The following is a 22,891-nucleotide window of genomic DNA, read 5'->3' as shown; positions in this document are numbered from 1 at the left end:
GCTCACACTAACGCTCCTGGTTGTAGGTGCTGTCAGGACCGAAGCCCTGGCCGTTCGTTTCACTGCCTGCGTTGCGTCCGCGCTGGACGCCTCGACGCAGGTTGCTCAGCCTGCCCCGGACGTCCTCCGGGGCGCGGGAGACCTGTGGGCCTCCCTGAGGGGTGCTCTCGGCGGTGCCCTCGACCAGATTGGCCTTGGGTACCCTCCGCGGCAGACCGGAGGCGGTGACCCCGCCTGCCTTGGGCTTCCGGAGCTGGGCGGCCTGCTGCCACCGTGCGTCGTTCGCCGACCGCCAGCCGCTGTCTGCGTCGGAGCCCGGAGCGTTGCCCGGGGTGGGGGCCGGCGATTCCTTCTGCGCCCGGGCCGTGCCGTTCGCGGGGCCGGCGCCGTGGGAACCGCTCGCGGCGGACCCGCGGCGGGGCAGCCCGGCGTCGGTCAGCTCGTGTGCTGCGGGAGAGGCCGTTTCCGGACGGTCGAAGCCTACGCGGTTCCGCTCACTCGCGTCAGTGGCCTGCGGGGACTCCGTTTCCGGAGCGTACTGGGCCGGATAGCCGTTCTGGTAGCCGTCCTGCTGCGGCCAGTCGTCCTGGTAGGACGGTGCCTGGGCAGGCTCCGCGTACGCGGACGCGGGCTCCGGGTAACCACCGTTCGGGGAGAAACCGTCGTGCTGCGGTGCCTCGCCGTTCGGCGCGTAGTACTGCTCGTCGTACTGCTGCTCGTACTGCTGCTCGTACGACGCCTGCTGCTGCTCCCCGTACGCCGGAGCGTCGTAGGCCTGCCGCGGGTGTTCGTCGTAGGCCTGCTGCGGCTGCTCCCGGTACGCCTGCTGCCCGTCGTAGAGCGGGTCGGCGTAGCCGCCAGGGGCCTCGCCCTCCTGCTGCGGCTCGCCGGACTGCGGGCCGTGCGTCTGGGCCTCCAGAGCGGCGCGGCGCTCCTCGCGCATCAGGGAGCGGCCGACGGGGTCCAGCCCACGGATGTCGTCGGGGACCTCCGTGTACCGGCTGTCGTCGAAGCCGAGTTCGGCAGCCGTACGCATCGGCTGCACCTGGTTGAAGCTCTCACCCTGGAACTGCTGCTCCGGGATGATCTGCGAGACGGTGAACTCCTCGCGGTCCAGCGGGGCCTCGCCGCCGCCACCGTGGGTGATCGCGTCCGGCAGCATGACCAGCGAGGTCGTACCGGCCTGCTCGCCCGAGGGGCGCAGCTGGACCCGGATGCCGTGCCGGTCGGACAGCCGGCCGACCACGAACAGGCCCATGCGCTGGGAGATCGCGGCGTCCACGGTCGGCGGGTTGGCCAGCTTGTGGTTGATGTCCGCGAAGTCCTCGGCCGTCAGGCCGATGCCCTTGTCGTGGATCTCGATCATGACGCGGCCGTCGGGGAGACGGGTCGCGGTGACGCGGACCTTGGTCTGCGGGGAGGAGAACGTGGTGGCGTTCTCCAGCAGCTCGGCCAGCAGGTGCACGAGGTCGGTGACCGCGCGGCCGTGGATCTCGGCCTCCGGCACGCCGGACAGCTCGATGCGCTCGTACTGCTCCACCTCGGAGGAGGCGGCGCGCAGCACGTCGACCAGCGGGACCGGCTGGTCCCAGCGGCGGCCGGGCTCCTCGCCGGCGAGGACCAGGAGGTTCTCGCCGTTGCGGCGCATACGGGTCGCCAGGTGGTCCAGCCTGAAGAGGTTCTCCAGCTGGTCCGGGTCGGCCTCGTTGTTCTCCAGGTCGGTGATCAGGGTCAGCTGGCCCTCGATCAGCGACTGGTTGCGGCGCGACAGGTTGGTGAAGATCGCGTTGATGTTGCCCCGCAGCAGGGCCTGCTCGGAGGCGAGCCGGACCGCCTCGCGGTGGACCTGGTCGAAGGCGCGGGCGACCTCGCCGATCTCGTCCTTGGTGGTGATCGGGATCGGCGTGACCCGGGTGTCGACGCGGCCGGGGTCGGTACGGGAGAGCTGGTCGACCAGCATCGGCAGCCGCTGCTCGGCGATGCCGAAGGCGGCGTTGCGCAGCTGGCGCATCGCGCGGCTCATCTGGCGGGCCACCAGGCCGGCCAGGATGAACGCGGCCAGCAGGGCGATGACGACCACGGCACCGGTGATGAAGGCGGAGGTCTTGGCGTCGTCGGCGATGTCCGAGGCCTCGTTCACCGCCCTGTCGGCCATGTCCGACTCGATCTGGCGGTAGGCCTTGTACTTCAGCGTGTTGACCGCCCACCAGTTGTCGGCACTGATGCCGTTCGAGGCGAGCTGGTCACGGGTGGCCGTGCTGGTGTCCTGCATGGTGGCGAGCGCCGTGACCATGTCGGTCGGTTCGGCGGGCGGCGGGACGTACTTCGGGTTGCTGCCCTTGGCCTTCGCGGCCATGGCGGCACCGTCGGCCTTGATCTTCTCCCCGGCGTCCTCGAGCTTCTGCGCGTCGGCCTCGGTGCCACCGCCCTTGTACTCCTCCACGGCGATGCGCTCGAGGTAGGCGTACGAGGACAGGGAGACCCGCTGGGTCGCCAGGTTGGGGGCGTCCGGGCCGGGCTTGACCAGCAGGTGCGTGCCGATCGACCGCTCCAGCGAGAGCGCCGCCTTGGTCAGCGAGATGGCGTAGACGGTACGGCCGTAGGAGGTGATGTTGCCGGTGCCCAGACCGAGTTCGTTGGCGAACTCCATCAGGGGGTGGCTGATCGTGACGTAGCTTTCCTCGGTCGTCACGCCGATGCTCTTCGGGGTGTACGCCCGCTGCCGTATCTTCGCCAGCTGGGGCTCGACCTCGTGGAACAGCCTCAGCCGGCGCTCCAGGCCCGCCTCGGCCGGCATGCTCTTCGTCGCCTCGTCGAAGACGTCGGCGGCCTGGTCGGTGGCCTTGCGGGCGCCGGCGACGAGCTGCTTGCTCTGGGCGTCCTTCTTGTTCAGCAGCAGCGGGGCCGCGGTGACGTCACGCTCGTTCTCGAGGGCGTCGGCGTACGTGAGGGCGGCACGCACCAGGCGGGCGGTGTTCTCGGCGTCGCGGGCCTGCTGCCAGGTGTCGATCGAGTTCTTCACCTGGAAGCCGCCCATGACGAGACCGACCGCCACGGGTATGAGCAGGATCGCGTTCAGACGGGTCGGTACCCGCCAGTTCCGCGGGGAGAAGCGGCCGCCGCTGGGTGCGGGAGGGGCCGCGGGCTCCGTTCCGGGCACGGGGGTGGGCGCCGCAGCGCGCGGCGGCGGGGTGAAGTTGCCCCGCGCCGACGGCTCGGGACCGTTCTTGCTTCGCCTCACTCGACCAACAACCTCTCGGCGGTCGGCACCATCGTCGTGCCGCAGTCTCTCAGAGCCCGGTTCGTCATCGACCACTCAGTACGCACTCAGTACGTCTTTGACCATTGGGCAGTTCAGGCATTCCAGCACGTGGACCAGCGCGATTCCAAACAGCGGAAACCCTGTGACGAAGCCGTTGTAAGCGCTAGATAAAACGGTCATAAAGAGCGAGCCCCGCCAAAAGGCGGGGCGTTTGTGAGCACAGCGGTACCGCCCGACCGCGTCGCGTGGTGACACCGGGCGATTCCTCTGCCGAACTGTTATGAACAGCGAAGCCGGCCGTGTCAAAGGCCACAGCCGGCTCCGATCTCAATACGACAACTGCCATGACGCACGTCGTGTTTGAGTGCTACCTCAGTCGCGCCATGAGGGCGTGCTCCACCAGCGTGATCAGCGCACTCTTCGCGTCGGCACGGTGCCGGGCGTCGGTCGTGATGATCGGGGTGTCGGGGCCGATCTGCAGCGCTTCCCGCACTTCCTCGGGGGCGTAGGGCTGCTGGCCGTCGAATCCGTTGAGCGCGACGACGAAGGGCAGGCCCGAGTTCTCGAAGTAGTCGACCGCGGGGAAGCAGTCGGCCAGGCGCCGGGTGTCCACGAGCACCACCGCGCCGATGGCGCCGCGCACCAGGTCGTCCCACATGAACCAGAAGCGGTCCTGGCCGGGGGTGCCGAACAGGTACAGGATGAGGTCCTGGTCCAGGGTGATACGGCCGAAGTCCATGGCCACCGTGGTGGTGGTCTTGTCCCCGGTGTGGGTGAGGTCGTCGATGCCGGCCGAAGCGGACGTCATGACGGCCTCTGTGCGCAGCGGGTTGATCTCCGAGACGGCGCCGACGAACGTGGTCTTGCCCACGCCGAAGCCGCCCGCCACCACGATCTTCGCGGAAGTGGTGGCCCGGCCCGCGTCAGAGCTTGCGAAGTCCACTGAGCACCCTTTCGAGCAGCGTCACGTCCGGAGCGCCGCCGTTGTTCTCGTCGCCACCCGGCTGGTGGATGGCGACCAGGCCGGCCTCGGCGAGGTCGGCGACCAGGATCCGGGCCACCCCCAGCGGCATGGCCAGCAGCGCGGAGACCTCCGCGACCGACTTGACCTCGCGGCACAGGTGGCAGATGCGCTGGTGCTCCGGGAGCAGTCCCATGAGCGCTGCCGGGTCTGCCGTGGTGCTGATCAGCGCCTCGATGGCCAGCTGATACCGCGGCCGGGTCCGGCCGCCGGTCATCGCGTAGGGCCGTACCAGCGGCTGGTCGCCCTCGTCCCCGTACGGCTCCGCGTACGGATCATGAGAGGCGGTGGGCGGGGTCATGAATCCTCCGGGCTGGACAGCAAGTCGGTCAGTCAAGCCGTCTGACGGGGCCGTGGGGGGATTGTGGCGGCCGGACGGTGTTTTAGTGAGGTGGGTGGTGCCGGGGGCGGTCAGTGAAGCAGACTGCCCTGCAGTTCGGCGCGCAGGTCCGGGGTGAGTACCGCACCCGCGCGGTCGACGAGCAGCGCCATCTCGTAGCCGACGAGACCGATGTCCGCCTCGGGATGAGCCAGGACCGCGAGGGACGACCCGTCCGAGATGGACATCAGGAAGAGGAACCCGCGTTCCATCTCGACGACCGTCTGCGCCACCGTGCCGCCCTCGAAGATCCGGGACGCCCCGGCCGTCAACGAGGTCAGCCCGGACGCGACGGCCGCCAGCTGGTCGGCGCGGTCCCGCGGGAAACCTTCGGACATCGCCAGCAGAAGGCCGTCGGCGGAGACCACCACTGTGTGCGACACCCCGGGGGTGTTGTCCACGAAGTTGGTGATCAACCAGTTCAGGTTCTGTGCCGCCTGGCTCATCGGACTCAACTAACGCTCCTGCTGGTGAGTGGGGCTCGGGTAGCTGCCGGTCTGGCCGCTGCCGGCCTGACGGCCCTGAGCGATGCCCCGACGAAGATTGGTCAGCCGTCCGCGTACGTCGTCAGGCGCACGCGAGACCTGCGGACCGGCTTGGTGCTGTTGCTGCTGGGCCGTGCCGGCCACGAGGTTCGCTCGCGGCACGCGGCGCGGCAGGCCGGAGGTGGTGACTCCGCCCGCGGCCGGCTGCCGGACCCGCTCGGCCTGCCGGACGAGGTCGTCGTTCGGCGAGGTGCGCCAGGATCCGGTGTTCGAGGCGGAACGCTGCGGCGCGGGCGCGGGCGCGGGGGCCTGCGACTGCTGCTGCTGCGGAGCCGGCGCGTCGCCCTGCTGCTGACTGCCGTGGAACCAGTTGGTCTCGAGCGTGTCGTACAGCGGGGTACGGCCGTCACCCGGGCCGCTGGCCGGGGGCAGGGCCTCCGGCTCGTGGCGGACCGGACGCTGCTGGGGGGCCGCCGGGCGCTGGGCGCCGAGGCCGTCGCGGCCGGCCGGCGGCTGCGGACGCTCGAACTGCCCGGTGTGCGCGGGGTTCTGACGGCCCGGCAGGGCGTGCTGCCCGGTCGAGCTGCCGTCGTAGCCGCCGTCGTACGCCTGCGGGGCCGCGAACTGGCCCGTGTTCTGGGCGCCGTTGTCCGGCTGCCCGGGCGCCGGCGTGCCGAAGACGTCGGGGCGGACGAAGGAGCCGGTGCCCTGCGGGCTGCCGGCGCCGTCGAAGCGGCCCGGCTGCCGCCCGGCGTCGGGACGAGCGAACTCGCCCGTGCCCCGGGCGGCGTCGGGACGCGCGAACTGGCCGGTCTGCTGCGGGTTGTCGGGGCGTCCGTACTGGCCGGTCTGCTGCGGGTTGTCGGGGCGTCCGTACTGGCCGGTCTGCTGCGGGCTGTCGGGACGCGCGAACTGGCCCGTCTGCTGCGGGTTGTCCTGGCGTCCGAACTGGCCCGTCTGCTGGGCGGAACCGTTGCGGCCGGTCAGCTCCGGGCGCGGGAACCCGCCCGTGCCGGCCGGGTTCTGCGCGTCGCTCCGGGGAATCGCCGGCATCTCGGCGGTCGAGCCCGGGCCCTGCTGGCGGTCGTCCACGCGCGGCATGCGCGCGGTCTGCGTCGGGTCCTGCTCGTCGTGGCCGCGCGGGGCGTCCAGCGAGGCACGCGACAGCGGGGACTGGTTGTCGGTCCAGCCCGAGTTACGGGGCTGCGACTGCGGGTCACCGCCGGGCAGCTCGGCCCGCGGTCCGCCGCGCGGCGGCAGCTGGGGCTGGCGGCCCTGGTCGGGGGCGGCGCCGGGCCGCTTCTGACCACGGCCACCGAAGGCACCCTGCTGCTGTCCGCCCGGGTTCGCGGCCTGCAGGCCCTGCGGGGCACCCGGCGTCTGACCGCCGAAGCCGCCCGCACCGGAACCCGCCGGCGCCGGCCGGCCCTGCTGGGCACCGGGACCGCCCTGGGGACCACGCGCTCCGCCCGGCGCACCGGGACGGCCGCCCTGGCCCGCGCCGGGCAGCGCGGCCCGGGGGCCCTGGCCGGAGCCGACCTGGCCGCGCGTACCGGGGCCGGCACCGAGCAGACCGCCGCCGGCCGGGGCGCCACCGAGGGCACCGCCGTTGCCGCCGTTCTGCCGACGGGCCGCGGCCGCACCGGCGGCGGCCTGCGCGGCGGCGGGACCACCGGTCGAGGGCGCGCCGGGCTTGCCGGGTACCGGCTTCTTGCCGCCCTGGGCGACGTCCACGGGCAGCATGACCAGTGCGGTCGTACCACCGGAGTCGGACGGGCGCAGCTGGATGCGGATGCCGTGGCGCTGCGACAGACGACCGACCACGAAGAGGCCCATGCGGCGGGAGACGGAGACGTCCACGGTGGGCGGCGAGGCGAGCCGCTCGTTGATCGCCGCGAGGTCCTCGGGGGAGAGGCCGATACCGGTGTCGTGGATCTCGATCAGCACGCGGCCGTCGGGCAGCGCGTGACCGGTGACCTTGACCTTGGTCTGCGGCGAGGAGAAGGAGGTCGCGTTCTCGAGCAGCTCGGCGAGCAGGTGCACGAGGTCGTTGACGACGCGGCCGGCGACCTCGGTCGTCGGCACCGCGGCCAGCTCGATGCGCTCGTACTGCTCCACCTCGGACGCGGCGGCACGGAGCACGTCGACCAGCGGGACCGGGCGGGTCCAGCGGCGCCCGGGCTCTTCACCGGCGAGGACGAGCAGGTTCTCACCGTTACGGCGCATACGGGTGGCGAGGTGGTCGAGCTTGAACAGCGAGGACAGCTGGTCCGGGTCGGCCTCGCGGGACTCCAGCTCCGAGATGAGCGAGAGCTGGCGCTGGATGAGGCCCTGGGAGCGGCGCGAGAGGTTGGTGAACATCGCGTTGACGTTGCCCCGGAGAAGGGCCTGCTCGGCGGCGAGACGGACGGCTTCGCGGTGCACGTCGTCGAAGGCCGCGGCCACCTGGCCGATCTCGTCCCGGGAGTGCACACCGACCGACTCCACGGACGTGTCGACGTCCTGCGGGTCGGACTCGGACAGCTGCTTGACCAGCTCGGGCAGGCGGTCCTGGGCGACCTTGGTGGCGGTCTCCTGCAGGCGGCGCAGCGAGCGGATCATGGACCGGGCCACGACGAACGCGCCGACCAGCGACACACCGAGAACGATCAGGATCAGCGCACCGGAGATGATCGCGTCACGCTGGGTCGCGCTCTTCAGCTCGCGCGCCTTCTGTTCCATCTCCTCGAGCAGCGTGTGCTCGATCTTCTTCATCTGCTCGATCTTGGTCGAGCTGGTGTCGACCCAGTCCTTGTAGGACCGCGCCGGCAGCTGCTGGAGGCCGTCCGGGGACTCGAAGGAGCGCTTGGCGTAGGTGTCGGCCGACTTGATCGTGGCGTTGCCCTCGTCGATCGGCTTGAGCAGCTCCTCGGCGTTCTGGTTGGCGTAGATCTTGCGGAAGATCGCAAGCTCCGAGCCTTCGCTCTCGTAGGCGGACTGGCCGTAGAGGCGGTCGTTCTCGGAGAGGTCACCCTTGGAGGAGGGGGTCGCGGGCAGTGCGGCGGCGATCATGGCGCGCTGCACGGAGGCGTACTCCTTGGCGGTGGAGAAGGCCGCCAGGGCGCGGGTGCGCGAGATCATCTCCGGGTTGCTGGACGCCTCGGCCATGTCCTGGGAGAGGCTGATCAGCTGGGTGATGAGCCGGTGGTAGGACTCGACCGTCTGGGTCGCGTTGTCCTTGGACGTGTACGCCTTCTGGCGGATCTTGGCCAGGTCGTCCAGCTGGTTGGCGAGACCGACGAGCGCGTCGCGCACGCCCTGCAGGTTGCCGTCCTTGCTCGCCGCGTCGATGTCCTCGGAGGCGTCGAGGAAGTTCTCGCGGGCCCGGTCGGTCTTCTCCTGGAAGCCCTTGATCTGGAAGTCGGTCGCCTTCAGGCCACCGCGGGACAGCGGGCCGGCGGACTGGTCGCGCTCGTCCTGGAGCGCCTGGGCCAGTTCCGTGGCCTGCTTGGTCATGTCCGTCAGCAGCTTCATGTTGTCGAGCTGCTGGATGTCGTCCATGGACTGGTCGATACGCAGCGCACCCAGCGAGGTCGCCGCGACCACCGGCAGCGCCAGCAGCGACACCAGGCGCGTGGAGATGCGCCAGTTGCGCAGGGCCAGGCGCGAGCCGGGTCCGGTCGGGCCCTGGACGGACTTCACCGGCGGGGTGGGGTTCCCCGGGGAAGCCGTCGTGGTGGCCGTGGATGCCGTCGCACCGGAGCGCCCGCCGCGCTCACCGCCGTCTCCGGTCGGACCCGGGCCCGGGTTCTGGGCGTGCTGGGGCGAGGAGCTGCCCTTCATGGGGCCAGTCCCGTCGTGCGACTCCGGCTCCGCCGAAGCGCTGCCATCCCTCTTGAAACGTCCCTGCACTAGCGTCGCAACCTCTGGACCAGGCACCCCTCCGCGAAGGGAGGGACACGGTGTCGGCGTTGTGGAGGGCGTCCTGAACACGCCCCCAGGTGGTCTTGAGTGACCGGCGCTGGTTCCCCCCTATCCAGCCGCCGCTCGGCGCTGTGCTGCGCCCTGCGCGCCGGCTCGATCCCGCGGCGGTCCGTGGAATTCCAGCACAGTGCCGGATCTCCAACAAGGGCAGTGTCCCGAGCTGTGACCTACATGACGGAACGTGAGTGTCACATCACCGGTAGTGGAACCGCATTCAGTGTAAACCGGGCATTCCGTGGCGAGTTGCAGCTCGGTGCAAGGTGTCCCAGTCGCCATGATCAGGAGCGGAATGATGGGTTCAGGGGGCCAATGTCCGTTTCGTTAGGGCGGGTTGTCGGCCGGAATTGACCGCTTTGCCCGTGAGTTCGTGAGCAAACTCACACGCTTATCGGGTGCAGTTGGCGCCTTCGGCGGGGAACCGGATGTTTAGCCTGACGCTTTACAAGAACGACTGCTCTGCCCACTCGACCAGAGGCCACAGGACGACAACGGTGAAGACGACGATGATGTTCCGCACGATAGCCAACCCGCGGCGCACGACCCTGGCACACCTCGACGACGCCGGTGAAATGCACACGCCCGAGCTGCCGGAGCACTCCGTCGACCTCCCCGCCCAGACGGCCAACCCCCGGCGCACCGTCCTCGTGGACGTCCCGGCCGGCGCGGGTGTCGCGGCGGGCGAGTAGCCCACGGCTCAGGCGGGCGCGGCCGGAAGGATCACTCGAGGGTCCTTCCGGCCGCGCCCGTCTTTTTCCGGCGCACCCGTTCGTCTCACCGGCGACGGACAAGTTCGCCTCGTCGGTGTCGTCGGTGTCGTCGGCGGGGGGCAAGTGCGTCTCGCGTGCGGGGGACGAGTAACGGGGACACATGAGCGCGTGTTCGTACGACCCGCGTCTGACCCGCCTCTGACCTGCGACGACGCCCCCGGAAGCGAATAACTCCCCATAGCTCCGTTAATCTGGGGCGTCAGTACGCCGGTCTAGTTGAGGGGCGCAAGGATCCCGTGCGCATCGCCAGGTTCTCCATCGACGGGAACGTAGCCTTCGGCGCGGTCGAGGGCGACAAGCAGGACGAACTCGTCCTCGACATCATCAAGGGCATCCCGTTCGCGGACTACGAACTGTCCGGTACGAAGGTCCCGCTGGGCAAGGTCAGGCTGCTCCCGCCGGTCCTCCCCAACAAGGTCGTGGCGTTCGGCCGCAACTACGCCCAGCACGCGCGCGAGCTGGGCAACGAGGTACCGGAAGCCCCCTTCGCCTTCTTCAAGCCGTCCACCTCGGTGATCGGCCCCGGCGACGAGATCCAGTACCCGCCGTTCTCGCAGGAACTGCACCACGAGGCCGAGCTGGCCGTCGTCATCGGCCGCATGTGCCGCGAGGTGCCGCGCGAACGCGTCAAGGACGTCATCTTCGGCTACACCTGCGCCAACGACGTCACCGCCCGTGACGTGCAGAAGCGTGAGAAGCAGTGGGCCCGGGCCAAGGGCTTCGACACCTCCTGCCCGCTCGGCCCCTGGGTGGAGACGGACCTCGACCTCGCCCGCGCGAACGACTTGACCATCCAGCTCACGGTCAACGGTGAACAGCGCCAGCTGGGCCGCACGAGCGAGATGATCCACTCCATCGAGGACCTGGTCGTCAACATCTCCGAGGCCATGACGCTGCTTCCCGGCGACGTCATCCTCACCGGCACCCCCGCGGGGGTCGGCCCCCTCAACGTCGGCGACGAGGTCGCCGTCACCATCGAAGGCATCGGCACTCTCACCAACAAGGTTGTCAAGCGTGGCTAGCGCACCCGGCTCTCCCGTACGCGTCCGTTTCTGCCCCTCGCCCACCGGTAACCCCCATGTGGGCCTGGTCCGCACCGCCCTGTTCAACTGGGCGTTCGCCCGGCACCACCAGGGCACCCTGGTCTTCCGCATCGAGGACACCGACGCCGCCCGCGACTCGGAGGAGTCGTACGACCAGCTGCTCGACGCGATGCGCTGGCTCGGCTTCGACTGGGACGAGGGCCCCGAGGTCGGCGGCCCGCACGCCCCGTACCGCCAGTCGCAGCGCATGGACATCTACGCCGACGTCGCCCAGAAGCTCCTGGACGGCGGGTACGCCTACCGTTGCTACTGCTCCCAGGAGGAGCTGGACACCCGCCGCGAGGCCGCCCGCGCCGCCGGCAAGCCCTCCGGCTACGACGGCCACTGCCGCGACCTGAGCGCCGAGCAGGTCGAGGAGTACCAGGCCCAGGGCCGCACCCCCATCGTCCGCTTCCGCATGCCGGACGAGGCGATCACCTTCAACGACCTGGTCCGCGGCGAGCTGACCTTCACCCCGGAGAACGTGCCGGACTACGGCATCGTCCGCGCGAACGGCGCCCCGCTGTACACGCTGGTCAACCCGGTCGACGACGCCCTGATGGAGATCACCCACGTCCTGCGCGGCGAGGACCTGCTCTCCTCCACCCCGCGCCAGATCGCGCTCTACAAGGCGCTGACCGAGCTGGGCATCGCCAAGCAGACCCCGGCCTTCGGCCACCTGCCGTACGTCATGGGCGAGGGCAACAAGAAGCTCTCCAAGCGTGACCCGCAGTCGTCGCTCAACCTCTACCGCGAGCAGGGCTTCCTGCCCGAGGGCCTGCTCAACTACCTGTCCCTGCTGGGCTGGTCGCTCTCCGCGGACAAGGACATCTTCTCGATCGACGAGATGGTCGCGGCCTTCGACATCGCCGACGTGAACCCCAACCCGGCGCGCTTCGACCTCAAGAAGTGCGAGGCGATCAACGGCGACCACATCCGCATGCTGGAGGTGAAGGAGTTCACCGAGCGCTGCGCGCCCTGGCTGAAGGCCCCCTTCGCACCGTGGGCGCCGGAAGACTTCGACGCGGTCAAGTGGGAGGCCATCGCCCCGCACGCCCAGACCCGCCTGAAGGTCCTGTCGGAGATCACCGACAACGTCGACTTCCTGTTCCTGCCGGAGCCGGTCTTCGACGAGGCTTCGTGGGCCAAGGCGATGAAGGAGGGGTCCGACGCCCTGCTCCGCACCGCCCGCGAGAAGCTCGAGGCCGCCGACTGGACCTCCCCCGAGTCCCTCAAGGAGGCCGTCCTGGCCGCCGGCGAGGCCCACGGCCTGAAGCTCGGCAAGGCCCAGGCCCCGGTTCGCGTGGCCGTCACCGGCCGCACGGTCGGCCTGCCGCTCTTCGAGTCGCTCGAGGTGCTGGGCAAGGAGAAGACGCTGGCGCGCATCGACGCGGCACTGGCGAAGCTCGCGTGACCGAGCGGCATCCGACAGGGGCGGCACCCGGAGTTCCGGGTGCCGCCCCTTCGTCGTCGGGCCGGACACCTTCGGCGTGATGTCCGTCACGGACGGCGGCGAACGGTGGCTTTCCACGGCCGGCTGATCGCCTTCACCTGCGGCCGGAGCGACGGCGTCCCCTGGCCGGCCGTACGGTGTCCGGCGAGATCCTGCCGCGTCACCGACCTCTCCGGGGGCGGGTACCGGACCGGCCTCGGCATTCCCGGGACGCGCCGGGCGTCCCGGGGCTACGTTCGGATCATGAGCATCGAGGCCCTGGGAGCGTCATGACGATCAGAGCCGTCGTCTGGGACGTGGACGACACCCTCTTCGACTACACGACCGCCGACCGCGAGGGCATGCGGGCCCATCTGGTGGCCGAGGGACTCCTCGCCGGCTACGGGAGCGCCGAGGCGGCCCTGCTCCGCTGGCGGACGGCCACCGACCAGCAGTGGGCGCGGTTCGCCGCCGGCGAGAACACCTTCCAGGGCCAGCGCCGCGACCGCGTGCGGGTGTTCCTGGACGCGGAGCTGACCGACGCGCAGGCCGATGCCTGGTTCCAGCGCTACCTCGGCCACTACGAGACCGCCTGGAGCCTCTTCCCGGACGTCCTGCCCGTGCTGGAGGCCCTCGCGACCAGCCACCGGCACGCGGTGCTGTCCAACTCCAGCCTCGTCGTCCAGGAGCACAAGCTGCGCACCCTCGGTGTCCTCGACCGCTTCGAGACCGTGCTGTGCGCCGCGGAGCTGGGCATCTCCAAGCCGGAGGCCGGCGCCTTCCTGGCGGCCTGCGAGGCGCTGGGCCTGCCTCCGCACGAGGTGGCGTACGTCGGCGACCACCCGGAGATCGACGGGCGGGGGGCCGCCGAGGCCGGGATGCTGTCCGTGTGGATCGACCGCGGGAAGGCCTACGCGCGGGCCGTCGGGGAGGTGGTGGCGCACCGGATCTCGACCCTCGCCGAACTCCCGGCGCTCGTCCGCGCGGATACCCGTTTTGGAGCCCCGTCCACCTTCAGGTAATGTTCTTCCTGCGCCGAGGGGAGCGGGCCGAAAGGCCGGAACCCCGAGGAGCAAGCTAGAACGAGAACCCCACAGGGGCTTGAGTTCCAGTGGCCTATGGTGTAATTGGCAGCACGACTGATTCTGGTTCAGTTAGTCTTGGTTCGAGTCCAGGTAGGCCAGCTCGCAGAGCTTATCTGCAAAGCCCCCGTTGTGTAGCGGCCTAGCACGCTGCCCTCTCAAGGCAGTAGCGCCGGTTCGAATCCGGTCGGGGGTACTGATCTCGATCTTGTCGGGATCGCTAGGGCCCCCGTTGTGTAGCGGCCTAGCACGCCGCCCTCTCAAGGCGGTAGCGCCGGTTCGAATCCGGTCGGGGGTACTGACTGGTCTAAGCCATCATTGGTCTATGGTGTAATTGGCAGCACGACTGATTCTGGTTCAGTTAGTCTTGGTTCGAGTCCAGGTAGACCAGCTCGGATCTGCGGAAACGTAAGATCCACGCCCCCGTTGTGTAGCGGCCTAGCACGCCGCCCTCTCAAGGCGGTAGCGCCGGTTCGAATCCGGTCGGGGGTACACAGTCGGAAGGGCCCTCCCTCGGGAGGGCCCTTCCGCGTGTTCGGGGGTCACTTCTCCTCGAACCGCCGGCGCGACTCCTCGGCCTGCGCCAGCCGGCGCAAGCCGAGGACCACCGGCTCGTACAGGACGGTGAGCGCGACGGCCGCCTCGACCTGCTCCTCCGGCGCGTAGCGCTCCACCATGTCCAGGTCGTCGACGGCGGCCTGCGCCATGACACGGCCGTACGGCTCCAAATCGGCCACGGCGCACGGGTATCCGAGCCGGGCGAGCGTGGTGATCGCGGTCACCAGCATCTCGTACGCCGGTGCGGTCGGGGTGTTCGTGGTCGCGCGGCCCGGGCGCCAGCCGAGGTGTTCGAGCAGCTCGTCGGCGGTGCGCCGGGCGGATGCGGTGGCCGGGTCGGAGTCGTCGGGCGCGGGGCCGTGCGGCAGCGCCCGCACCGCCGTGCCCAGGCGCCTGTTGCGGCTGAGTCCGTCGTCCTGCAGGGCGGCGAGCACCTCCCGGGCCGAGTTCACCGGGACCCGTCCCACCTGGATGAGCGCCCGCACCAGCCGCAGGCGGCGCAGGTGCTCCTCGTCGTACTCGGACTGGGTGGCCGTGATCCGGTGCCCCGGGTGCAGCAGCCCCTCGCGCAGGTAGTACTTGATCGTCGCGGTGGAGACCCCGCTGCGTGCGCTCAGCTCCGCAAGCCGCATGCCGTGCCGTGCCCTTCCCTCTTGCGCCCCTCGTTGGGGAGTGTCACTATCCAAGCATGGATAGCGGAGCTATCCAATCTGTCGGAGCGACGTGAGCGACGTGGGGGAACGTATGGGAGACAAGTTGGTCGAGGGGCGCATGACCGCGGCGCACGAGGGCGGTGTCGTCGTGTTCCTCATCGGTATGCGCATCAACAGCTTCGCGGCCGTGCGCAGTTGGTGGCCGGTCGCGAAGGCCATGGGCCCGATGCTCGCGGAACTCCGCAGCGACCCGGACAGCGGGCTGCTCGGTTTCAAGACGCTGCGCGGCGGACTGCGCGAGGTCTACCTCGTGCAGTACTGGGAGTCGCAGGAGAAGCTTCTCGCCTACGCCTCGGCGCCGGACCGCCGGCACCACCCGGCCTGGGCGGCCTTCAACCGGCGGCTGCGGGAGGGGAGGGGCAAGGTGGGCTTCTGGCACGAGACGTACGTCGTGCCGCCCGGGGCCCACGAAACGATCTACATGAACATGCCTGCGTACGGGCTGGGAGAGGTCGCCGGAGTGATCCCGGTCGGCCGCCGGGGCGACCGGGCCGCCGCCCGCCTGCGGGCCTCCTGAGGGACCGGGCCTGCCCGGACCGGCCACCGGACCGCCTCCCGCACCGGCGTCCGCCTTGCTGGGGGGGGGCCGGGGGTTCGGAAGCCCGGGGGCCCGTGAGCGCGGGGGCCCGAGGGTCGGGAGCACCGGAGGCCCGGGGCGTCCCGGGGGCCGAGTGCGCGGGGGTCCGGGGCGTCCCGGGGGCGCCCGGGGGAGATCTGTGCCGGTGTTCGTCCGGCCGAGGTCCCCGGAGGGCACGTGCCGGTGTGCCGGTGTGCCGAAAGCCCGCGAAGGGCCTGCCGCGGCGTTGAGGCAGGCCCTTCACGGGTTGTCGGTGGAGATGCTCAGCCCGAGCGGCGCAGGGCCTCCGAGAGGCGGCCTGCCGCGTCGATGACCGCCTGGGCGTGCATACGGCCCGGGTGGCGGGTCAGGCGCTCGATGGGACCGGAGACGGAGACGGCGGCCACCACGCGGTTCGAGGGGCCGCGTACGGGCGCAGAGACGGACGCGACGCCCGGCTCGCGCTCACCGATGGACTGGGCCCAGCCGCGCCGCCGTACGCCCGACAGGGCCGTCGCCGTGAAGCGGGCACCCTGCAGGCCCCGGTGCAGACGCTCCGGCTCCTCCCAGGCGAGCAGGATCTGCGCCGAGGAGCCGGCCTTCATGGTGAGGGTGGAGCCGACCGGGACCGTGTCCCGCAGGCCGGACAGACGTTCCGCCGCGGCCACACAGATCCGCATGTCACCCTGGCGCCGGTAGAGCTGTGCACTCTCGCCGGTGACATCACGGAGGTGGGTGAGCACGGGGCCCGCCGTCGCGAGCAGGCGGTCCTCGCCCGCCGCCGCCGCAAGCTCCGCGAGGCGCGGTCCGAGGATGAACCGTCCCTGCATGTCGCGTGCCACCATGCGGTGGTGTTCCAAAGCCACGGCCAGGCGGTGAGCCGTGGGTCGTGCCAGTCCGGTGGCCCCGACCAGACCCGCGAGGGTGGCCGGACCGGACTCCAGAGCGCTCAGGACGAGGGCCGCCTTGTCCAGAACGCCGACGCCGCTACTGTTGTCCATGCAACGATACTCACGTCTCACTCTGTGAAACGCAAGTTCAATTTTCCGTGGAACGCGCCACCCTGGAATCACACAGCGGCCCGCAGACCAGCGGGCCTGGCGGTGGACGCCCGGAATCACCACTTCATGGGGCCCTCACAAGGGCAGTCGCCGCTTCCTCAAGATCTCTAGTTGGGCCGGTGGACGTTTGCCGGCCGGAGGGAAAGCGATGGGTAGGACACTCGCGGAGAAGGTCTGGGACGACCACGTCGTCCGGCGAGCCGAGGGCGAGCCCGACCTCCTCTACATCGATCTGCACCTGCTGCACGAGGTGACCAGCCCCCAGGCCTTCGACGGGCTGCGCAAGAGCGGCCGCCAGGTGCGCCGTCTCGACCTCACCATCGCGACCGAGGACCACAACACCCCGACCCTCGACATCGACAAGCCCATCGCCGACCCGGTCTCCCGCGCCCAGCTGGAGACGCTGCGCAAGAACTGCGCCGAGTTCGGGGTGCGCCTGCACCCGCTGGGCGACGTCGAGCAGGGCGTCGTCCACGTGGTGGGCCCGCAGCTGGGCCTGACCCAGCCCGGCACCACCGTCGTCTGCGGCGACTCGCACACCTCCACGCACGGCGCCTTCGGTGCGCTGGCGTTCGGCATCGGCACCTCCCAGGTGGAGCACGTGCTGGCCACCCAGACGCTGCCCCTGGCCCGCCCGAAGACCATGGCGATCACCGTCGACGGCGAGCTGCCCGAGGGCGTCACCGCCAAGGACCTGATCCTGGCGATCATCGCGAAGATCGGTACGGGCGGCGGCCAGGGCTACATCCTGGAGTACCGCGGCTCCGCCATCGAGAAGCTCTCGATGGAGGCCCGGATGACCATCTGCAACATGTCGATCGAGGCCGGCGCCCGCGCGGGCATGATCGCCCCCGACGAGACCACCTTCGCGTACCTCCAGGGCCGCCCGCACGCCCCCGAGGGCGCCGACTGGGACGCGGCCGTCGCGTACTGGAAGACGCTGCGCACCGACGACGACGCCGTCTTCGACGCCGAGGTCGTCATCGATGCCGCCGAGCTGTCGCCGTTCGTCACCTGGGGCACCAACCCCGGCCAGGGCGCGCCGCTTTCGGCGGACGTCCCCGATCCGGCTTCGTACGAAGACGCTTCGGAGCGCTTCGCCGCCGAAAAGGCCCTGGAGTACATGGGGTTGGCGGCCGGACAACCGCTGCGCTCCATCAAGGTGGACACCGTCTTCGTAGGCTCCTGCACCAACGGCCGCATCGAGGACCTGCGCGCGGCCGCCGGCATCCTGCGGGACCGCAAAGTCGCCGACGGCGTACGGATGCTGGTCGTCCCGGGCTCCGCGCGGGTGGGTCTGCAGGCCGTCTCCGAGGGCCTGGACGTGGTCTTCAAGGAGGCCGGCGCCGAATGGCGGCACGCGGGCTGCTCGATGTGCCTCGGCATGAACCCCGACCAGCTGGCCCCGGGCGAGCGCTCCGCCTCCACCTCCAACCGCAACTTCGAGGGCCGGCAGGGCAAGGGCGGTCGTACGCACCTCGTGTCGCCGCAGGTCGCGGCGGCCACCGCCGTCCTGGGCCACCTGGCCTCCCCGGCCGACCTGACCGACGTCCCCGCGCCCGCTGGAGTCTGAGAACCATGGAAGCCTTCACCACCCACACCGGCCGGGCCGTGCCGCTGCGCCGCAGCAACGTCGACACCGACCAGATCATCCCTGCTCACTGGCTCAAGAAGGTGACCCGGGACGGGTTCGAGGACGGACTGTTCGAGGCCTGGCGCAAGGACCCCGAGTTCGTCCTCAACCGCCCCGAGCGGCAGGGTGCCACTGTTCTGGTCGCCGGCCCGGACTTCGGCACCGGCTCCTCCCGCGAGCACGCCGTCTGGGCGCTGCAGAACTACGGCTTCAAGGCCGTGATCTCCTCCCGCTTCGCGGACATCTTCCGGGGCAACTCGCTGAAGAACGGCCTGCTCACGGTGGTCCTCGACCAGAAGATCGTGGATGCGCTGTGGGAGCTGACCGAGAAGGACGCGACTGCTGAGGTCACTGTGGACCTTGAGGCGCGTGAGGTTCGTGCCGAGGGCATCACCGCCTCCTTCGAGCTGGACGAGAACTCCCGCTGGCGGCTGCTGAACGGCCTGGACGACATCTCCATCACCCTCCAGAACGAGGCCGACATCGCCTCCTACGAGACCAAGCGGCCCGCCTACAAGCCGCGGACGCTCCAGGGCTGATCCGGCACGGCCCGGAACCCCCGCGCGGGTCTGGTTTCGGCCACCTCAACGCCCCGCCTGTACCCCCGCTCGCCACGATCGGGGGTACAGCCATGTCTGCACCCGAACGGCCCTGTGGCGTCGGCCGGGTTCGCTCAACTTCCCACGTTACAAGGGGCGTTGCTCGGGTACGTGAGTGCTGGGTTCGCGGCCTCCGCAAGTGCCTGGAAGGCCATTTGAGGCGGCAGTTGCCCCCTGCGCAGGCGACAACTCGCCCCAGATGGCACAATCTGTGCATGGAACACGACGGCCAACTCCAGCTCTATGCGGCGGTCGCGAACCAGCTCAAGGAAGCGCACACAAGAGTGCGCGCACTGCAAGTCCCGGAGGGCGTACGGATGGCGCTGACCCGGAAGCTGCTGGTCATTACGGCCGCGGCCAAGCACGATCTCGCCGACGCGGCAAGCCGGCTCGATCGGTTCATGGCGGACCTCGACGCGGATCGGATCCCCGACGAGGACCGCTGAACCGTCCGTGACGGCCGAGTCCGCTGCGGCACGAGGGTGATAAGCCCGTTTCGTGTTTGATTTGCGGTATATATCTGCCTAACGTGCGAAAAAGCTTGAACACTTTCGTTCTGGCGATGTCTCCGAAGGGGAAGACGTGAACAAGGCGCAGCTCGTAGAAGCGATTGCCGACAAGATGGGTGGCCGCCAGCAGGCCGCCGATGCTGTCGATCATGTTCTGGACGCCATCGTCCGCGCGGTCGTCGCGGGCGAGCGGGTCTCTGTCACCGGCTTCGGGTCCTTCGAGAAGGTGGACCGCCCCGCCCGCTACGCCCGTAACCCCCAGACGGGCGAGCGGGTTCGGGTCAAGAAGACCTCCGTGCCGCGCTTCCGCGCCGGTCAGGGCTTCAAGGACCTGGTGAGCGGCTCGAAGAAGCTTCCGCGGGGTGGCGAGGTCTCGGTCAAGAAGGCGCCCAAGGGCAGCCTGACCGGCGGCGCCGCGGCGACGGTCAAGAAGGCCGCCGCGAAGAAGACCACCAAGGCGGCGGCGAAGAAGACGACCGCGAAGAAGGCGGCGCCGGCGAAGAAGACCACGGCCGCCGCGAAGAAGACCGCGGCGAAGAAGGCACCCGCCAAGAAGACCACGGCGACCGCCAAGACCACCGCGGCGAAGAAGACCACCGCCAAGAAGGCGACGGCCAAGAAGGCCCCGGCGAAGAAGGTCACCGCCAAGAAGGCCCCGGCGAAGAAGTCGACGGCCCGCAAGACCACCGCGAAGAAGGCCACGGCCCGCAAGGCGACGTCGTAAGGACGCCAGGGCACTCATGCGCCGGGCCGGGCTCCCCTGGGGAGCCCGGCCCGCGGCGTGTGTAAGGGCAGTTACAGGGTTTGAAGGGTTACGAGAGTGATGCGCAGGGCGTCGCCCTTGCCCTCGGTCTCGATCCGCACGCGCTGACCCGCCCGCAACAACCGCAGGCCTCCGGCGTCGAACGCGGCGGCATCGAACGGAACCGGGGTGCCGTCGTCGAGGAGCACCTGTCCGCTGCGGGTGTCGGGGTCGTAGGTGTATGCGGTGGCATGCATGGCCTTCAGCCTACTGGTCGCGGCGGATGCGCGTTCCGGCACGACGAGGGGGCGGACGGCCCGGCGGGCCGCCGGTTCGGCGCGGTCGCGCGCGAGTTCCCCGCTCCCCTTCGGCGCGCGGCCCCGGTCCCGTACCGCATGCCCTTACGACCCCGGGATCAGCAACCCCGCCGACACCGCGGCGGTATACGGTCCGACGCCCAGCGCAAGAGCCGCCCGCAGATCGTCCCCGGTGTCCACGTCCTGCCGTACCGAATCGACGCCGGTGAGCAGAAGTTCCGTCGCGCCGGAAGCCCCGTGGCGGGAACGGGAATCGATTCCGAAGGCCGGCCGCAATTCCATATCCGGCCCCGCGGTCAGCAAGGTCGTCCCGGAACCGGCCGCATCCGCGAGAAACGCCCGGGGGAATTCCGCCGCCGCCCCCAGGACGACGGCCAGTTCCGTCGCCCGCAACGCCGGCAGATCGGCGTTCAGAGCCGCCACCGGCGCACCGGGCCGGAAATCCCGCACCGCCGCCGCGCCGTGCGCCAGCGCGGCGTTCAGGCCGCTCGCCGGCGTGTCCGGGACGATCCGTGCGCCCAGCCCCGACAGCTCGCGCGCCGCGGCCTCGTCGTCCGTGACGACGGCCACATCCGACACGGCCGCGCAGGCCACCGCCGCGGCCACCGTGTCCTGCGCGAACGCCAGGGCCAGCCCCGGGCGCACCCCGTCCCCCGCGGTGTCCGCGAGCCTGCTCTTGGCCCGCGTAAGGGGCTTCAGGGGGATGACCAAGGTCCACTGCACCGGCGTACCGCCCCTCTCCTGTCGCCCTCATTGTCCCCGCGCCATCTGGTGTCCAGAGTGGCGGGGCGTACGGTGTTCTCGACAGACCGGCGGCCCGGGGCCACACTTGTGCGGCCCCCGCCCGGGTGGCAGTCCTAGAGGAAGGTGTCCTTGTGCCCCGCCGCAGAATCGGCTTCTGGTACCGCTTCGCCGCGGTGATCTGCAAACCGCCGCTGGTGGTTCTGATCAAGCGGGACTGGCGTGGAATGGAGCACATTCCGGCCGAGGGCGGATTTATCACCGCGGTGAACCACAATTCCCATGTGGACCCCTTCGCATACGCGCACTATCAGTACAACACCGGGCGGGTTCCGCGATTCCTGGCGAAGAGCGGGCTTTTCAAGAAGGGATTCGTCGGCGCCGCCATGCGCGGCACCGGACAGATCCCCGTCTACCGCGAGAGCACCGACGCCCTCAGCGCCTTCCGCGCCGCGATCGACGCCGTGGAACGCGGTGAGTGCGTCGCCTTCTACCCCGAGGGCACCCTCACCCGCGACCCGAACGGCTGGCCCATGACCGGCAAGACCGGCGCCGCCCGCGTGGCCCTGCAGACCAAGTGCCCGGTCATCCCCGTCGCCCAGTGGGGCGCCAACGAACTGCTCCCGCCGTACGCCAAGAAGCCCGACCTCTTCCCGCGCAAGACCCACCACGTGCTGGCGGGCCCGCCGGTGGACCTCTCCCGCTTCTACGACCAGGAGATGACCCCGGAGCTGCTGAAGGACGCCACCGAGGTCATCATGGCGGCCATCACCCGCCTCCTGGAGGACATCCGCGGCGAGAAGGCGCCCGAGACGCCCTACGACCCGCGCCGCGAGCGGATCGAGCAGCGCCGCCGGACCCAGGCGCAGACGCAGGGCAGGCAAGTGGAAGGGCAGAGCAAGTGAGCGCACCGGTAAAGGCGGCGGTCTTCAGCGCCGGTTCGTGGGGCACCGCCTTCGGCATGGTGCTCGCCGACGCCGGCTGCGAGGTCACCCTGTGGGCCCGTCGGGCCGAGGTCGCCGAGGCGATCAACACCACCCGCATCAACCCGGACTACCTGCCGGGCGTCGAACTCCCCGAGAACGTCCGGGCCACCACCGACCCCGCCGAGGCCGCGGCCGGCGCCGACTTCACGGTCCTGTCCGTCCCCTCCCAGACCCTCCGCGCCAACCTCGCCGAGTGGGCCCCGCTGCTCGCACCGGACACCGTCCTCGTCTCCCTGATGAAGGGCGTCGAACTCGGCTCCACCATGCGGATGAGCGAGGTCGTCGAGGACGTCGCCAAGGTCGGCCGCGACCGGATCGCGGTCGTCACCGGCCCCAACCTGGCCCGCGAGATCGCCGCCCGCATGCCCGCCCTGGCCGTCGTGGCCTGCACCGACGAGACGGTGGCCCAACGGCTCCAGGCCGCCTGCCACACGCCGTACTTCCGGCCGTACACGAACACCGACGTGGTCGGCTGCGAACTCGCCGGCGCGGTCAAGAACGTCATCGGGCTCGCGGTCGGCATCGCCGACGGCATGGGACTCGGCGACAACGCCAAGGGCTCGCTCATCACCCGCGGCCTCGCCGAGACCACCCGGCTCGGCCTCGCGATGGGCGCCGACCCGCTGACCTTCTCCGGACTCGCGGGCCTCGGTGACCTGGTGGCCACCTGCTCCTCGCCGCTGTCCCGCAACCACACCTTCGGCACCAACCTCGGCAAGGGCATGACCCTGGAGGAGACCATCGCGGTCACCCGGCAGACCGCCGAGGGCGTCAAGTCCTGTGAGTCCGTGCTGGATCTGGCCCGCCGGCACGGCGTCGACATGCCCATCACCGAGACGGTCGTCAGCATCGTGCACGAGGGCAAGTCGCCGGTCGTCGCCCTCAAGGAGCTGATGGCCCGCAGCGCCAAGCCCGAGCGACGCTGAGCGACCGGCCGGGGGACGCGGAGTCACTGCGGTCCGGCGGGCGCTGACTCGGGGCATACCAGCAGGTACTCTCATCG

20 protein-coding genes and 5 tRNA genes are annotated in these 22,891 nt (G+C 70.4%); 16 read left to right on the top strand and 9 right to left on the bottom strand.

Annotated elements, in window-relative coordinates; genetic code table 11:
- Positions 1 to 7 precede the first annotated feature (7 nt).
- The 5 genes from ACZ4SF_RS21035 to ACZ4SF_RS21015 form a co-directional block, all read right to left on the bottom strand.
- On the bottom strand, positions 8 to 3,241 hold the full coding sequence (locus tag ACZ4SF_RS21035) for a sensor histidine kinase (protein WP_468386480.1): 3,234 nt from the start codon (positions 3,239 to 3,241) through the stop codon (positions 8 to 10).
- A gap of 388 nt (positions 3,242 to 3,629) precedes the next feature.
- On the bottom strand, positions 3,630 to 4,205 hold the full coding sequence (locus tag ACZ4SF_RS21030) for a GTP-binding protein (protein WP_133930189.1): 576 nt from the start codon (positions 4,203 to 4,205) through the stop codon (positions 3,630 to 3,632).
- Complete coding sequence (locus tag ACZ4SF_RS21025; RefSeq protein ID WP_019058642.1) at positions 4,186 to 4,584, bottom strand: DUF742 domain-containing protein; 399 nt, start codon at positions 4,582 to 4,584, stop codon at positions 4,186 to 4,188. Before ACZ4SF_RS21025 ends, ACZ4SF_RS21030 begins: the two co-directional genes overlap by 20 nt.
- Positions 4,585 to 4,694: 110 nt before the next feature.
- Positions 4,695 to 5,108 carry a roadblock/LC7 domain-containing protein gene (locus tag ACZ4SF_RS21020; protein ID WP_014675212.1) on the bottom strand — a complete coding sequence of 138 codons (414 nt, stop codon included), beginning with the start codon at positions 5,106 to 5,108 and terminating at the stop codon, positions 4,695 to 4,697.
- Between the two features lie 9 nt (positions 5,109 to 5,117).
- Positions 5,118 to 9,038: a sensor histidine kinase gene (locus ACZ4SF_RS21015; RefSeq protein ID WP_468386477.1), complete on the bottom strand. Its 3,921-nt coding sequence runs from the start codon at positions 9,036 to 9,038 to the stop codon at positions 5,118 to 5,120.
- Between the two features lie 563 nt (positions 9,039 to 9,601).
- Here ACZ4SF_RS21015 and ACZ4SF_RS21010 point away from each other — a divergent pair.
- The 9 genes from ACZ4SF_RS21010 (at position 9,602) to ACZ4SF_RS20970 (ending at position 13,965) form a co-directional block, all read left to right on the top strand.
- Positions 9,602 to 9,796: a hypothetical protein gene (locus tag ACZ4SF_RS21010; protein WP_468386475.1), complete on the top strand. Its 195-nt coding sequence runs from the start codon at positions 9,602 to 9,604 to the stop codon at positions 9,794 to 9,796.
- A gap of 317 nt (positions 9,797 to 10,113) precedes the next feature.
- On the top strand, positions 10,114 to 10,899 hold the full coding sequence (locus ACZ4SF_RS21005; protein WP_468386472.1) for a fumarylacetoacetate hydrolase family protein: 786 nt from the start codon (positions 10,114 to 10,116) through the stop codon (positions 10,897 to 10,899).
- Positions 10,892 to 12,373: a glutamate--tRNA ligase gene (gene gltX, locus ACZ4SF_RS21000; RefSeq protein ID WP_468386470.1), complete on the top strand. Its 1,482-nt coding sequence runs from the start codon at positions 10,892 to 10,894 to the stop codon at positions 12,371 to 12,373. Before ACZ4SF_RS21005 ends, gltX begins: the two co-directional genes overlap by 8 nt.
- A gap of 308 nt (positions 12,374 to 12,681) precedes the next feature.
- Entirely contained in the window at positions 12,682 to 13,413 is a 732-nt protein-coding gene (locus ACZ4SF_RS20995; RefSeq protein WP_468386467.1) for an HAD family hydrolase, read from the top strand.
- 90 nt (positions 13,414 to 13,503) lie between these two features.
- Positions 13,504 to 13,575, top strand: a tRNA-Gln gene (locus tag ACZ4SF_RS20990).
- Positions 13,576 to 13,596: 21 nt separating this feature from the next.
- Positions 13,597 to 13,669, top strand: a tRNA-Glu gene (locus tag ACZ4SF_RS20985).
- A 29-nt stretch (positions 13,670 to 13,698) separates the two neighbouring features.
- Positions 13,699 to 13,771, top strand: a tRNA-Glu gene (locus ACZ4SF_RS20980).
- A 21-nt stretch (positions 13,772 to 13,792) separates the two neighbouring features.
- Positions 13,793 to 13,864, top strand: a tRNA-Gln gene (locus ACZ4SF_RS20975).
- Positions 13,865 to 13,892: 28 nt separating this feature from the next.
- Positions 13,893 to 13,965, top strand: a tRNA-Glu gene (locus tag ACZ4SF_RS20970).
- Positions 13,966 to 14,015: 50 nt separating this feature from the next.
- On the opposite strand, the gene ACZ4SF_RS20965 is transcribed toward ACZ4SF_RS20970, so the two are convergent.
- Positions 14,016 to 14,663, bottom strand: a complete 648-nt coding sequence (locus ACZ4SF_RS20965) for a MerR family transcriptional regulator (RefSeq protein WP_468386465.1) — start codon at positions 14,661 to 14,663, stop codon at positions 14,016 to 14,018.
- Between the two features lie 112 nt (positions 14,664 to 14,775).
- Between ACZ4SF_RS20965 and ACZ4SF_RS20960 the strand changes: the two genes are divergently transcribed.
- A complete protein-coding gene (locus ACZ4SF_RS20960; RefSeq protein ID WP_468386462.1) occupies positions 14,776 to 15,261 on the top strand; it encodes a DUF4188 domain-containing protein in 486 nt (161 codons plus the stop codon).
- A 323-nt stretch (positions 15,262 to 15,584) separates the two neighbouring features.
- Here the strand turns inward: ACZ4SF_RS20960 and ndgR are convergent, their stop codons facing one another.
- On the bottom strand, positions 15,585 to 16,301 hold the full coding sequence (gene ndgR, locus ACZ4SF_RS20955) for an IclR family transcriptional regulator NdgR (protein ID WP_014675221.1): 717 nt from the start codon (positions 16,299 to 16,301) through the stop codon (positions 15,585 to 15,587).
- A 208-nt stretch (positions 16,302 to 16,509) separates the two neighbouring features.
- Between ndgR and leuC the strand changes: the two genes are divergently transcribed.
- The 4 genes from leuC (at position 16,510) to ACZ4SF_RS20935 (ending at position 19,826) form a co-directional block, all read left to right on the top strand.
- A complete protein-coding gene (leuC, locus tag ACZ4SF_RS20950) occupies positions 16,510 to 17,934 on the top strand; it encodes a 3-isopropylmalate dehydratase large subunit (protein WP_468386459.1) in 1,425 nt (474 codons plus the stop codon).
- A gap of 5 nt (positions 17,935 to 17,939) precedes the next feature.
- On the top strand, positions 17,940 to 18,533 hold the full coding sequence (gene leuD / locus ACZ4SF_RS20945) for a 3-isopropylmalate dehydratase small subunit (protein ID WP_468386456.1): 594 nt from the start codon (positions 17,940 to 17,942) through the stop codon (positions 18,531 to 18,533).
- A gap of 275 nt (positions 18,534 to 18,808) precedes the next feature.
- Positions 18,809 to 19,039, top strand: coding sequence for an SCO5555 family protein (locus ACZ4SF_RS20940; RefSeq protein WP_468386453.1), 231 nt, complete (start codon positions 18,809 to 18,811; stop codon positions 19,037 to 19,039).
- Positions 19,040 to 19,175: 136 nt separating this feature from the next.
- Positions 19,176 to 19,826, top strand: coding sequence for an HU family DNA-binding protein (locus tag ACZ4SF_RS20935; RefSeq protein WP_468386450.1), 651 nt, complete (start codon positions 19,176 to 19,178; stop codon positions 19,824 to 19,826).
- A 71-nt stretch (positions 19,827 to 19,897) separates the two neighbouring features.
- Here the strand turns inward: ACZ4SF_RS20935 and ACZ4SF_RS20930 are convergent, their stop codons facing one another.
- Complete coding sequence (locus ACZ4SF_RS20930) at positions 19,898 to 20,101, bottom strand: hypothetical protein (RefSeq protein WP_468386448.1); 204 nt, start codon at positions 20,099 to 20,101, stop codon at positions 19,898 to 19,900.
- Between the two features lie 144 nt (positions 20,102 to 20,245).
- Complete coding sequence (gene cofC, locus ACZ4SF_RS20925) at positions 20,246 to 20,884, bottom strand: 2-phospho-L-lactate guanylyltransferase (RefSeq protein ID WP_468386445.1); 639 nt, start codon at positions 20,882 to 20,884, stop codon at positions 20,246 to 20,248.
- A gap of 152 nt (positions 20,885 to 21,036) precedes the next feature.
- On the opposite strand from cofC, the gene ACZ4SF_RS20920 reads away from it, so the two are divergent.
- Positions 21,037 to 21,807, top strand: a complete 771-nt coding sequence (locus tag ACZ4SF_RS20920) for a lysophospholipid acyltransferase family protein (protein ID WP_468386442.1) — start codon at positions 21,037 to 21,039, stop codon at positions 21,805 to 21,807.
- Positions 21,804 to 22,814 (top strand): NAD(P)H-dependent glycerol-3-phosphate dehydrogenase, encoded by a 1,011-nt coding sequence (locus tag ACZ4SF_RS20915; protein ID WP_468386439.1) that lies wholly within the window; start codon positions 21,804 to 21,806, stop codon positions 22,812 to 22,814. Before ACZ4SF_RS20920 ends, ACZ4SF_RS20915 begins: the two co-directional genes overlap by 4 nt.
- Positions 22,815 to 22,891: the final 77 nt, after the last annotated feature.

The sequence above is a fragment of the Streptomyces sp. NPDC027663 genome (genome assembly GCF_055566415.1).
Note: the sequence above shows the minus strand (reverse complement) of the source record. Positions and strands in the feature narration are given on the sequence as shown.

Coding starts and splice junctions, on each gene's coding strand:
- ACZ4SF_RS21025 (WP_019058642.1), bottom strand. CDS start 4,584: ATGACCCCGCCCACCGCCTCTCATGATCCGTACGCGGAGCCGTACGGG.
- ACZ4SF_RS21020 (WP_014675212.1), bottom strand. CDS start 5,108: ATGAGCCAGGCGGCACAGAACCTGAACTGGTTGATCACCAACTTCGTG.
- ACZ4SF_RS20995 (WP_468386467.1), top strand. CDS start 12,682: ATGACGATCAGAGCCGTCGTCTGGGACGTGGACGACACCCTCTTCGAC.
- ACZ4SF_RS20965 (WP_468386465.1), bottom strand. CDS start 14,663: ATGCGGCTTGCGGAGCTGAGCGCACGCAGCGGGGTCTCCACCGCGACG.
- ACZ4SF_RS20960 (WP_468386462.1), top strand. CDS start 14,776: ATGGGAGACAAGTTGGTCGAGGGGCGCATGACCGCGGCGCACGAGGGC.
- ndgR (WP_014675221.1), bottom strand. CDS start 16,301: ATGGACAACAGTAGCGGCGTCGGCGTTCTGGACAAGGCGGCCCTCGTC.
- leuC (WP_468386459.1), top strand. CDS start 16,510: ATGGGTAGGACACTCGCGGAGAAGGTCTGGGACGACCACGTCGTCCGG.
- leuD (WP_468386456.1), top strand. CDS start 17,940: ATGGAAGCCTTCACCACCCACACCGGCCGGGCCGTGCCGCTGCGCCGC.
- ACZ4SF_RS20940 (WP_468386453.1), top strand. CDS start 18,809: ATGGAACACGACGGCCAACTCCAGCTCTATGCGGCGGTCGCGAACCAG.
- ACZ4SF_RS20930 (WP_468386448.1), bottom strand. CDS start 20,101: ATGCATGCCACCGCATACACCTACGACCCCGACACCCGCAGCGGACAG.